Raw genomic sequence first — 13,063 nt, 5'->3', positions numbered from 1 at the left:
GATGCCACAATACAATTATTATTGAATATATCCAGCTTTTTTAAGCTCTTCTTCTGCCTTTGCAAGATTTGCATCAGACACTCGGATAATCGGTCCGGTACATCCCATTCCGCTCTCTGCATAGATATTGATCTTCCACAATGCTTTCACTGCATCTTCCAGATCCATAACCTCAATTCCAGGTATCTGTGCTGTTACGATCTCTTTTGGTGGTTCTTTGACTTCTTCTGCTGCTCCTGCCGGTTTCTGAGATGCTTTTAATGCATCCAGGATGTCCTTTAATCCAGCCTTCTGAGCTGCCGCAAATTCTTCTTTTGCTACTTCAAAGACTTTTCCTCTTACCAGCTGTGCTGCATATCGGATCGCATTTGCAATGACCGGTGCTCCACTGGCTCTGGATACGATCATGACTAACTGTTCATATCCTTCTCCAATGCCTGGTCCATAGCCATATCCTGTTGCTTCAAAGCTTCCGCCTGTATTTGCAGATGAAAGCATCTTCACAAGGATATTTCCTGTCAGGGAATCCGTTACCATAATGTCCGGTGATGCCTGAAGCACATCATTTCCTCTCATCACACATCCGCCATCTGCTCTGGATGACTCTGCAAATGTAATGTCATATCCCTGTTCCTTTAACTGTTTCAGGGCTTTTTCTGTCTGACGTGCGCCGTCTACATTCAGGATTCCTACTGATGGAGCGGCATTTCCACATGCTTTTGCAGTAATGATTCCATAGATTGCATTCTTGATCATACCTTCAATACGGTCTGTACTGGAAGTTCCGGTCGTGTTCGCAATATACATCTCTTTTCCCATCGCTGGTGTTACACAGCGTCCAACCGTTGATACACCAATCGGGAATGGGAAGTGCATGGTCACTGCAGCATCCACTTCTTTATTCTTCAGCATCTCTTCCATCTTATCATGGCCTTCTTCATCATTCGCCACTTTGACGGTCGTTACGCCTTCTGCCTCTAATGTACCAATGTAATATACATCGATTCCATCTTTTGCTGCCGCCACTGCTGCAGCCATGGAGTTCTCTTCTCCGTGCTCGCTTCCCATTCCTGTGAGGGCAACCTTTGGTCTCTTGCCAAAGCTTCCTGTTTCCAGTCCCTGTGCCATCTCCATGAATGTCTCAGCGATCATCTTTTCAATATTTTTTGCCATATCAAAGCCCCCCTATTCTGCCATCAGGGTAGCTGCAAAGTCTTTCATTGCTTTTGCGATCAGTCCCTTAACCTCTTCTTCGGATACACCTGCAGCAGCTTCTTCTTCTGCCTTTGTATTTCCGTGAATTACGAAGGATACACCGTCAAATAAGTTTGTCATACGTCCAAGGAACAGACTTCCTTTTCCGATGATCATTGCATTCTTAATCTTTCCTTCCAGAATATCTTCACGTGCAAATCCTACATATGGTACTCCTGAAGGAATATGACCCTGGGTAGGAGCCCATCCGGTAAGACCGTGGTCTTTTGTAAAGGATGCCAGTTCTTTTCTGTCAAGCTCGCCTCTCTTTACTGCCAAAGCTGCGATCATCTTGTAGTTTGCAAGCGGAACATCTCCTGCTCCTGCCGGTTTTGTGATGTCCGGATTCTGCATCTCTGGTGAGAATTTATCGATATCTGTAATCTTCATTCCAACTCTGTCAAGTGGATCAGCTACCAGACTTCCGATTACGTTCTGTGGTGCGGAACCTGTTCCAACACTGTGACGTCCAAGCATTCCAAGGTCAATCTCTGGGTTTACACCATCATTTTCAGAAATGACAACTGCAAATCCTCCCAGGCAGTCCTCAAGGATCGGAAGGCCTTTCTTCACATGGTCTTTTCCATTCATACCAAGTTTTGCTGTACATCCGCCAGCAGTAACTACTACCGTCTTGTATGCACCGGATTTTACAAGTGCTGCTGCTTCAATCAATGCATGCGTCGGAGCTGCACAGAATCCTCTTGCATCAGAACCTGTTGCATTCACAAGACCTGCAACTTCAGCTGCAGCCTTTGCAAAGTTACCGCCACCGCGCTGATTCATATCACCACATGCCTCTTCCGCACAGTCGATTACATACTCTACATCTGCTTTGTCAATTCCTGCATTACGTACTGCATAGAGAAGTGCCAGTACACTGGATGCCTTGCTCATCAGGTTCTCATGCATTACGTGTGATGACAAGTTCACATCGATATCATGAGCAGGCTTGACACATCCAACCAGTTTGTTTTCAAAATATAATGCTTCTGCATGGTCATCATTAATCAATGCTTCGATCTCTGCAATCTCCACACCTTCCTCAATCTTCTCTACGATATCATCAGAGATGATCGGGTCTGCTGCAAATGCATCTTTATATTTTGCAACGAATTCTTTGTCGAGTTTTACAACTTCGAACATATCACATGCCTGAACAAGGAACAGGAATTCTTCCTCTGGCATGATCTCGCCATATTTTCCGTAGCGCTCTGCGCCTTCTTTTTTCTTATCATAATATGGGAACTCTACCTCAGCCAGCTCATCCGGATGTACATTTCCAATATATGTCTGGTTTGGCCAGTAAGAAACTGCATCCTCATAAGAGCGGAGATGTCCTGGAAGTTCTTTTAAGTATTCAGACTCTGGATTTACGATTCTCTCTGTTGTCTGAGTTGTTCCGTTATATAAAACCATATCAGGAGTATGTGCCAATACGTAGCTTGCTCCTTTGATTACACTATTCATGGGTTTTCCACCTTTCTTTTTTCTTGCTTTGACGAAATTCATAGAAAAAAGAGGCAGTACCCTAGTGGGTACACACCGGGTCTGCCCCTTTTTAAGCATCGATTAAGCCTGTTCTCTGATAGCTTCCATCTCACTAACGATGTCGTCTACGTCAAGAACCATTTCCATCATACCAACCTGCTCGTCATATACTGCTTCATCAAATTCTTCTTTGATTTCAGGTTCACATACGTGATATACCGTGAGTCCAAGCTGGACCCCTGTCAATGGACCTGCAAAAGTAGGATCGCCTAATGTTACAGTCTCAGCTGCAAGACCTGCAGCTTCGCCTTCAGCTGCTCCAAGAACTACTACTAAGTTCTCTGCGCCGTATTCTTCAGCGAATTCCTTTACTCTCTTCTGATTCTCTAAGTCCATTGCGCCTGCGCTCGTTCAGACGAAACATTCCGTTGATGAAAATACGATCTCAGCACCAGCAGTCTTTACGCATTCAGCGATAGCTGGTCCCGGAATTCCATCACGGTCTCCGATAATTATTGCTTTTTTCCCTTCTAAAATAGCCATAATTATGCTTTCTCCTTTCTTAAGTGGTAAAAAACATGTTATATGATCAAGAAATATCTCTTAGATATATTTCTGAATCATCGCTTCAATACTTTCCGGTGTTGCTTCTTCCTTTACAACTTCGTCGATCTTCTCTCCGTCTTTGTAAATAGCCATAACCGGAAGGCCAAGAATCTTCTGACTGATTGCCAGACGACGTGCCTTTGTTGTGTTCAGAGATGTGAATTTTAATTTATCTCCATATGTTTCAGCAAACTCGTGTACCTTTGGCATCAGAGCCTGGCATGGAACACATCCATCTCCATAAAAATCTACAAATACATAACCTTCTGCCTCTAATACTTCAGCCTGAAAGTTTGTCTTATCCAAATCTAACATTGGTATCATCCTCCTTTTATTATGTTGCTTTTTATATAACCCGGAAGAACCAAAAGGCATCACTTTATGACCATGCGCCGCTTCGCACCGCGATTTACTTTTCTCCGGCTATATAATCTAGAAGTAATCAGACATGCTTCTTTCTACCTGAACAGCTGCGATTGCTCCATCAGCTGCTGCAGTTACAACCTGTCTTAAACTCTTGACACGAACATCACCTGCTGCATATACACCTGGGATGTTTGTATGCATATCAGCATCCGTCTTGATATATCCGCGTTCATCCATGTCAATGATTCCTTCGAATGGTTTGGTATTCGGAACAGTACCGATAAATCCAAACACACCGAACATTCCGTCTTCTTCATCAGCTTCTACTGTAGTGATCTCGCCAGTCTTTACATTCTTTACTTTCATCCACTGAAGGATATCATCTCCTCCAACTTCTTCAACTACAGAATCCCACATAAAGTTAAGTTTTGGATTCTTGAATGCTTTTTCCTGAATAGATTTTGCAGCACGAAGTTCATTACGTCTGTGAATAATCGTAACTTTTCTTGCAAATTTTGTAAGATACATAGCTTCTTCTACAGCGGAATCTCCACCACCTACTACATATACTTCAAAATCTTCGAAGAAGTTTGCATCACATGTGGCGCAATAGGAAACACCTTTTCCTGTGAATTCAGCTTCACCTTTACATCCGATCGGACGTGCATGAGCACCGGTAGCAATGATTACATTTCTTCCTTTGTACTCTTCTTTTGCGCTCTTCAGGACTTTGATCTCGCCCTCAAGCTCCACTTCTTTGATTGTATCAGACACACGCTCTGCTCCAAATTTTGCAGCCTGCTCTGTCATTCTTGCAATCAAGGATGGACCTGATTCGCCTTCTACGATCTGTCCCGGATAGTTTTCTATCTCATCTGTAATTGCAATCTGTCCGCCATCCTGACCTTTTTCAATAATCAGAACAGAAAGACGGCTTCTTCCTGCATACAGTCCTGCTGCTAAACCAGCAGGACCTGCACCCAGGACAATAACATCATAAATCTTATCCATTTTTGTTATTCTCCTTTAATATAAGGTAACACCTATTCGAAAATTGTCTGATCGTCTACTTCTGTTGTAAGAGCATTCAAAGCTTTTTCAACAATACGACGACGAAGTGCTTTTTCCTCATCTTTATCCAGTGCTGGATTTCCAAGAGGATGTGGAATTGCGATAGCCGGAACGATTCTGTTCGCACCAACTGTCATAGAAATAGGAGTTACTGTACAGATATGTACAACCGGGATACCAGCTCTCTCTATCTCTTTAACCATCGTTGCACCGCAACGAGTACAGGTACCTCAAGTAGAGGTAAGGATTACTGCGTCTACACCGTCAGCCAGTAATTTCTGAGAAAATTCTGCTGCAAATGCTTTTGCTGAAGCAACGGCTGTACCATTTCCTGTTGTTGTGTAGAACAGGTGATGCAGTTCTCCAATAATTCCTTCTTTTTCCATGTCACGAAGTACATCAACCGGCAATACACGGTCAGAGTCTTCGTTTGCATATACTGGGTCATATCCACCATGAGCAGTTTCATATGTCTCTTCGGTAAGATCCATAACACCAGCGATATCATACTCACCATAGTGAGATGCACTTGAACTTTCAATATGATCTGGATTTCCTTTTGGTACAATACCACCAGAAGTAACCAGAGCGATCTTAGCATGAGCAAGATCTTTTACTGCCGGATTCGGAGCTACTCTATCGAAGTCAGGCATTGGATATTCTGTAACAAACGGTTTGTCAGCCAATTTCTTGATAAGCATCTTAACAGCTCTCTGAGATCCTCTTTCTTTTTCAAAGAAGTTCACACGAACGCCGTTTGGAATATATCCTTCTTCACAAGAAGCGCCAATCGGCTCACCTTTTCCAACTTTTAATGCAAGAGGAGCTAATTTTTTAATAGCATCTCTCATACCTGCTGCACTGTTCTTTGTAGATACAATATATACCTTATCTTTGAACATATCAGCACCTGGATTTTCAACATACATACCAGTTACAGCCGGAATTCCAAGTTCTTCCTGAACTGCTGCTGCGATAGTTCCGCAAGCAACACCATAACGTCCAGCGTTAAATGCAGGACCAGCAACGAATACATCTGGATTCTGCTCTTTTACCATAGCGAGGATATCAGCTTTTGCTTTATCAAGGTTCTCATTAAAGTAAGAGTCACCACAAACGATTGTAGCAATAATCTCTGCTTCATCCCCAAAATTCTGTGTCAATGCCATACCCGGTCCAACGATCTCGCCAACACGAATCTCAGCCGGATAATCTGCTTTCTCTTCTCCACCAATCTGTGCAAAGAACTGATTGATGTAATGAACAACTTTTAATTTAGCCATTATATTATCCTCCCTTCCTATCTTGCGCTCAGCTTATTGAAACCGGTCTCATTAGTTGCACCTGTGAGTACCTGAAGCTCAACTTCCAGAGATCCATCTTCGCGAAGTGTCTCCTCACTTGCTCCAGCAATCTTGGTTACATAATCCAAAGTTCCAATTACTTTATCAAGTTTTGGCAGGATAATTACCTGGTTTGCATTTCCGCCAGTTACTACTGCATCTGCAGCTGCATCAGCATCAGCCAATGACTGAGACTTTCCATCACGTCCAGCATATTCATCTGTAATGATTACAGTTTTAACGCCTTCAGCTTCGATCTTCTTACAGTTCATGATAAGGTCTGTATCTGGGTTACCAAATCCTTCCTGAGATACAATAACGCCATCCAGATCCAACATCTTACACAGCTTAGCTGTCCAATCAGAAGAACGCTGTTTATCTGCCAGGTATACATTTTCATTTGTGATGATCTGGCATACAAAGTTTAATGTTTTTCCGTGCTGCTCAAACAAATCATGTACAACTGGATTGTTCAAGTGTACATATGTAGGGTTTTTATCACAAGCAGACACACAGTTACCAGATACGATTGCACCGTCCATAATCTCTGTTGGGCTTAAAATTGTAGGAACGATTTTCTTTGCATCCACACCATATACATATGTGTCATGTAATAATCCCTGACTCTGAAGCATCTGAACATATGCAACTCTTGGAAGATCTGGATATTTTTCCATACCTTCTTTAATTGTGCATGTCTCATATACTTTTGTCTCATCAGGTGTCAAGTCACGAGCTAATTCCCCAATATAAACTGCAACTCTGAATCCTGCGAAACGAACAGCCTTCTCATAATCATGCTGTTTGATTCCATCAACCGGTTCACATACCATTACCAGGTTCAAGGTCTTTGAGAAAGGTGTATAGTCAGCTCCCGGACCTGTCATATCAATGATACCTTCCTGGAAACCAACGATCTTACCTGCTGTTACTACAGCCATTCCTTTTAATGCATAAGTTTTTCCTTCACCAACTGTATCAACCTTAGAGATAACGCCCGGGAAGATTCCCCCTCTTCCTTCAACTTTAACTCTTGGTTCGATTACGTCTTTAACTGGTGTAATTCTTACTGACTCACCTGGTTTTGCAATGTCAAATGATACGCTCTTAATCTTCTCATCCTCAAGAGCGACAGCCTTAACGGCTTCTTCGGATACATAAAGGATTCCGTCTTCAATCTTAGACTCAGCTGCGAACTGAATATCCTTAATGTAAATGTGTCCCATTTCTAATCTCACTTGTAGTTCCCTCCTTCAAGAAATTTGATATTATTGTGTAAGCTTTAACGCTTTTACAACCTCACTTATGACCTACCACGCATCAGCCGATGCCATTCCACTTTCCAGCAAGGTCCAGTCAATCAACTGAAAATCGTCATATACCGAAGCTTTATATTTGTCTGATTTAAACTCAAACTTCTGGCACGCTTGTATGGCGTTTTCAATCAACGTGAGAGACCTCTCGTCGATCTCCCCCTTTCCCTCCGTAATCATTATGGATTTGTATGGTGTTTCATTAGGCTTCACGCTCCCCGACAATGGGTGCGTCAGAAGCAAATGACCTTCATGGATTCTGTCTCTAACTTCTTTTAGAATCTCTTCGTAAGAAATCTCCTTGTATTCTACGTTGTGCGTCTCCTTAAGCTTATCAAAAACCAGTGGATTATTCGTTATAATGATGTATTTCTTTTGATTCACGTTCCACTTTCTCCTTTCAGTCAATCTGCCAGCCTATATGAAAACTCATACTAAATGCATAGCAATTAAAAAAGGACGATTCAAACACAACCATGTGCGTAATCGTCCTTTTCTGTCTTTTGCCCTGATAATGTATTCCTTTAAAGCTTTATCATACAGCACAAGATTCAGAATGTGGTACATTCTCCAGTCCTTTTGCCTGAAAGTTTCGCCTCATATATATTCACCACTTTATATAAGGTTTGCCTCTTCGGCGGTCAAAATCCTGACTCTCTCTTGGAAAATATCATCCCACTCTTATTTTTTATGTATAGACATTTTCAATATATTCTCATTCAAAATCCGACGTGATTTATCGAATTCCTGAATATATTCAATTGCCTATATCTATAATAGCGTATTGTTATTTTTTTTGCAACCGCTATCTTAAAATTAAATTATTTTATGCACATTGCACTAATATTTATTTCTATTTTTGTTGATTTTGCCCTTTGCATTTATTGAAACTTTCTATTCTTCTCAGCAAAAATCTTCATTACTTTCTATAGAAATAACGAATAGTTATTTGTTCTTTTTATTTTTAAAGTAATCATTATGTACTTCTTTAATCACTCCGCTAAGTGCAAACAACGCAAGAATGTTCGGAATAACCATCAGAGAATTGAAGCAATCCTGCATTGTCCATACAAGTTCAACCTCTGCTAGTGATCCAAGGAACACGCAAACCGCCACAATCACAGAATACACTTTTACTGCTTTTGCTCCAAACAGATACTTGATATTAGCCTGTCCGAAGAAATACCATCCAAGGATAGTAGAAAACGCAAAGAACAGCATACATACAGCAATAAAGATATCTCCGCCTTTTCCATATAATGTTGAGAATGCATACTGGCTTAACTCTGCTCCGGTAAGTCCAGTCGGAATAGAATGTGTTGTAATAATTACGAGAGCTGTCAGGTTCAGAATTACGAATGTATCAATAAACACACCAATCATAGCCACAAATCCCTGCTCTACCGGATGATCTACTTTCGCCACTGCATGAGCATGAGGTGTAGAACCCATACCAGCCTCATTAGAGAACAAACCTCTTGCAACACCCTTTGTAAGTGCGAGCTTGATCGTTGCACCTGCCGCACCACCGACAACCGCAGACGGTGCAAACGCACCTACAATAATAGATTTGAACGCATAAGGAATCTCTTTAAAATTATAGATAATGACAATCAATGAACCTATAATATAAAGTGCTGCCATAGCCGGAACAATCATCTCAGTAATCTTAGCAATACGTCCCATGCCTCCAACAAACACAAACAGAGCTACAACTGCAAGAATAGCACCCATAACCCATTTTGGGATTCCAAATGCTGTATTCCATGCTGCCGCAATAGAATTGGACTGCACAGCATTACCCATGAAGCCAAGTGCAAGAACAATCAGGATTGCAAATGCCCCTGCAAGGAACTTACCAAATGGTCCTTGAAATGCTGCACGAATATAGTAAACAGGACCACCTGTCACAACTCCGTCATCACCAATCTTCTTATATTTCTGTGCCATAATTGCCTCTGCATAGATTGTTGCCATTCCAAGGAATGCCGCAATCCACATCCAGAAGATCGCTCCTGGTCCACCGACTGCAAGTGCTGTTGCCGCACCAGCAATGTTACCAGTACCTACCTGAGCTGCAATAGCTGTAGCCAGTGCCTGGAAAGAAGACATACCATCATTTCCCGCCTCGCCTTTTTTGCTGAAAAGTCCACCAAACGTTCTTCTCATTCCTTCGCCGAAGCCCTTTACCTGAATGAAACCAAGTTTCACAGTAAACCAGATACCGCCACCAAGAAGTGCTACGATCAGAATGTAGTTTGAAAGATAACTGCCAATAGTTGAAAAAATGTTATTTAATGCTGCCTCCACAACATGACCCCCTTCATTGTATTGATATTTTGAATAACATTATTCGATGTGTCTATAATATCACTCACCCATTTTTTCTTCAATAATTGCAGAGAATTTTGAAGAATTTTCGTCACTTTTGCCATTTTATGACTTTTAATCAGTCAATACAAAAAAGAAAAATGGCGCAAACACGCCGTTTACGCCATTTAAGATTTTTCAAAAAAAACACTTGATTTTTTATTTTTTGGTAATATTAAACATTGATTTCCGCAGTCATGCCAAGGACATCCTTATTGGCATCCAGAACTGGTTTCACAACATTTTCAAGGAACGCTTCTACCTGCACAGATGCACGGCCTGTATATTTTGCCGGATCCATAGTTTTCTTCAGCTCATCCAATGTCAGATTGAATGCCGGATCAGCTGCAATCAGTTCAAGAAGATTATTATCCAGCCCTTTTTCTTTCACATTACGGCCTGCTTCCATTGACAACTCACGAATTCTTTCATGAAGTTCCTGTCTGTCACCGCCAGCTTTCACAGCATCCATCATAATATTCTCTGTTGCCATAAACGGGAGTTCGGACATAAGTCGTTTCTCAATCACCTTTGGATATACCACCAAACCATCTACTACATTCAGACACAGGTCAAGAATACCATCAATTGCAAGGAAACCTTCCGGTACACTGAGACGCTTATTAGCAGAATCATCCAAAGTTCTTTCAAACCATTGTGTCGCAGAAGTGATAGCCGGATTCAGTGCATCAATCATAACATATCTCGACAATGAAGCAATTCTTTCACTCCTCATTGGATTTCTCTTATACGCCATCGCGGAAGATCCTATCTGTGTCTTCTCAAATGGTTCTTCCACTTCTTTCAAATGCTGAAGAAGTCGAATATCATTCGAGAACTTGTGTGCACTTGCCGCAATGCCTGCAAGAACGTTTAATACTCTGGTATCTACCTTACGAGAATATGTTTGCCCGGATACTGGATAGCACGCTTTAAATCCCATCTTCTCTGCGATCATCGGATCAATTTTATCAATCGTCTCCTGGTCGCCATCAAACAATTCCAAGAAACTTGCCTGTGTTCCAGTGGTTCCTTTAGAGCCCAGTAATTTAAGACTTCCTTTTACATATTCCAAATCTTCAAGATCCATCATAAACTCTTGCATCCAAAGTGTTGCACGTTTTCCAACAGTTGTCGGCTGAGCCGGCTGAAAATGCGTAAATGCCAGAGTCGGAAGGTTCTTATATTCATCAGCAAATTTTGCAAGTTCTGCTATTACATTAATCAGCTTTGTTCTCACCAATTCCAAAGCATCAGACATTAAAATGACATCTGTATTATCGCCAACATAACAAGAAGTGGCACCCAAATGAATGATTCCCTTTGCTTTAGGACACTGCTGTCCATACGCATAAACATGCGACATAACATCATGACGCACAATTTTCTCTCTTTCTTTTGCTACATCATAGTTGATATCATCTGCATGAGCTTTTAATTCTTCAATCTGTTCTTCTGTAATTGGCAGTCCCAATTCCTTTTCTGTTTCTGCAAGAGCGATCCAAAGTCGTCTCCATGTTCTGAACTTTTTATCTGGCGAAAAGATGTATTGCATCTCCTTACTAGCATAACGCTCAGAAAGCGGGCTTTGATATCTGTCATTACTCATAATCTGATTCTCCTTTTCTTTTTCCTTGTTACAGATCTACTACTCAAATGCCAGGGAAACATCTTTCCCCGGTACTTTTACTGGATATTTGCCGGTAAAACAAGCATCACAATAGCTCAGATTTCCTACCATATCCTTTAATTTGTCAATCTCCATATATCCCAGTGAATCCGCCCCTATCATCTCACGAATCTGTTCTGTCGTATGTGAATGGGCAATCAGCTGTTCATTAGATGGTACATCGGTACCAAAATAGCAAGGATACAAGAATGGCGGCGAACTGATTCTGACATGAACTTCTTTCGCCCCTGCTTTCTTCAACATTTTAATAATATTGGCACTGGTAGTTCCTCTTACAATAGAATCATCTACCATAACAATTCTTTTCCCCTTGACTACTTCTTCGATAACATTCAGCTTGATTTTGACACTGCTGACTCTCTCACTTTGTTTTGGTTTAATAAAAGTCCTGCCGACATAACTGTTTTTATGAAATGCCATTCCGTAGGGAATTCCAGACTGTTCCGAATATCCTTTTGCAGCTACCAGACCAGAATCTGGCACACCAACTACCAGATCCGCATCCACAGGATAAGACTCTGCCAATGCTTTTCCCGCAACAATTCTCGAATGATAAACATTTACGCCATCCATACAGCTATCTGTTCTGGCAAAATAAATATATTCAAAGATACATCTTGCCTGTTTCGCAGGATGAATTGCCATCGACATGTCGGATTTGATTCCTTTTTTCGTAATGCTTACGATTTCACCCGGTTCCACATCTCTGACAAATTCGGCCCCAACTGCCGCAATCGCGCAACTTTCAGAAGCCAAAAAATAAGTATTATCTCTTTTCCCGATACAAAGAGGCTTGAAACCATATGGATCTCTTGCACCAATCATCTTTCTCGGAGAACTTACTACCAATGCATAAGCACCTTCTATTTTTTTCATGGCCTTTTTTACTGCATCTTCGGCATTCTTCGTCTTCAGACGTTCTCTTGCAATATGATATGCAATCACTTCAGAATCAATCGTTGTCTGGAAAATAGCCCCCGTATATTCCAATTCATGCCGAAGTTCCACTGCATTCGTCAAATTACCATTATGTGCAATCACCAAAGTTCCTTTTACATAATTCAAAACCAGCGGCATAGCATTCTCTGCCCTTGTACCTCCAGCTGTTGAATAGCGGACATGACCAACCCCAAGATTACCATGTAATGCTTCCAATGCTTCGGCATCAAAAACATCATTTACCAGACCAAGTCCTTTTTTAAAATGTACTTTTCTTTCCCCATAAGTATCCGTCACAGCAATACCACAGCTTTCCTGTCCTCTGTGCTGCAACGCAAAAAGCCCATAGTATACATCAGAAGCAACATCGCTTCCGTCCATATCATAGGCTCCAAAAACTCCACATTCCTCTCCCATACCTGTCGTAACTTTTTCAAAGTTATCCATGAATGTAAGCTCCTTACTTATTCTTTTTTTATACCCAAATCATACAAAGTACTGTATCAATGCACTTGACATGCAATACCAGTATAATACAAGGCGTTCAGAAAAGCAATCTCTCTTCTTTAAAAATCCTGTTGACTTTAGTCTGCTAACTTGATAATATTGTAACGTAAAAG

The 13,063-nt window shown here is 41.4% G+C and carries 11 protein-coding genes and 1 riboswitch; all 11 genes read right to left on the bottom strand.

Features of this window, described 5'->3' with window-relative positions:
- Window positions 1-18: 18 nt before the first annotated feature.
- Window positions 19-1,173 (bottom strand): glycine/sarcosine/betaine reductase complex component C subunit alpha, encoded by a 1,155-nt coding sequence (gene grdD, locus ACQRD1_RS07280; RefSeq protein ID WP_235231850.1) that lies wholly within the window; start codon window positions 1,171-1,173, stop codon window positions 19-21.
- Between the two features lie 12 nt (window positions 1,174-1,185).
- Entirely contained in the window at window positions 1,186-2,724 is a 1,539-nt protein-coding gene (gene grdC / locus ACQRD1_RS07275) for a glycine/sarcosine/betaine reductase complex component C subunit beta (RefSeq protein ID WP_235231849.1), read from the bottom strand.
- Between the two features lie 102 nt (window positions 2,725-2,826).
- Complete coding sequence (grdA, locus tag ACQRD1_RS07270) at window positions 2,827-3,288, bottom strand: glycine/sarcosine/betaine reductase complex selenoprotein A (RefSeq protein WP_235231848.1); 462 nt, start codon at window positions 3,286-3,288, stop codon at window positions 2,827-2,829.
- Window positions 3,289-3,348: 60 nt separating this feature from the next.
- Entirely contained in the window at window positions 3,349-3,666 is a 318-nt protein-coding gene (gene trxA, locus ACQRD1_RS07265) for a thioredoxin TrxA (protein WP_235231847.1), read from the bottom strand.
- Window positions 3,667-3,783: 117 nt separating this feature from the next.
- The gene (gene trxB, locus ACQRD1_RS07260; RefSeq protein WP_235231846.1) at window positions 3,784-4,728 is read right to left on the bottom strand and encodes a thioredoxin-disulfide reductase; all 945 of its coding nucleotides are present in this window, start codon (window positions 4,726-4,728) and stop codon (window positions 3,784-3,786) included.
- 32 nt (window positions 4,729-4,760) lie between these two features.
- Window positions 4,761-6,071: a glycine reductase complex selenoprotein B gene (grdB, locus tag ACQRD1_RS07255; protein ID WP_235231845.1), complete on the bottom strand. Its 1,311-nt coding sequence runs from the start codon at window positions 6,069-6,071 to the stop codon at window positions 4,761-4,763.
- A gap of 17 nt (window positions 6,072-6,088) precedes the next feature.
- A complete protein-coding gene (locus ACQRD1_RS07250) occupies window positions 6,089-7,369 on the bottom strand; it encodes a glycine/sarcosine/betaine reductase component B subunit (protein ID WP_235231844.1) in 1,281 nt (426 codons plus the stop codon).
- A gap of 72 nt (window positions 7,370-7,441) precedes the next feature.
- The gene (locus tag ACQRD1_RS07245; RefSeq protein ID WP_235231843.1) at window positions 7,442-7,828 is read right to left on the bottom strand and encodes a GrdX family protein; all 387 of its coding nucleotides are present in this window, start codon (window positions 7,826-7,828) and stop codon (window positions 7,442-7,444) included.
- 177 nt (window positions 7,829-8,005) lie between these two features.
- Window positions 8,006-8,117: riboswitch (glycine riboswitch) on the bottom strand.
- Between the two features lie 272 nt (window positions 8,118-8,389).
- A complete protein-coding gene (locus ACQRD1_RS07240) occupies window positions 8,390-9,754 on the bottom strand; it encodes an alanine/glycine:cation symporter family protein (RefSeq protein ID WP_235231842.1) in 1,365 nt (454 codons plus the stop codon).
- A 235-nt stretch (window positions 9,755-9,989) separates the two neighbouring features.
- On the bottom strand, window positions 9,990-11,423 hold the full coding sequence (purB, locus tag ACQRD1_RS07235) for an adenylosuccinate lyase (protein ID WP_235231841.1): 1,434 nt from the start codon (window positions 11,421-11,423) through the stop codon (window positions 9,990-9,992).
- Between the two features lie 39 nt (window positions 11,424-11,462).
- Entirely contained in the window at window positions 11,463-12,890 is a 1,428-nt protein-coding gene (gene purF, locus ACQRD1_RS07230) for an amidophosphoribosyltransferase (protein WP_235231840.1), read from the bottom strand.
- Window positions 12,891-13,063: the final 173 nt, after the last annotated feature.

The sequence above is a fragment of the Bariatricus sp. SGI.019 genome (assembly GCF_050315235.1).
Lineage (GTDB): Bacteria > Bacillota > Clostridia > Lachnospirales > Lachnospiraceae > JAFBIX01.
This window is presented reverse-complemented; position numbering and strand designations above follow the sequence as displayed.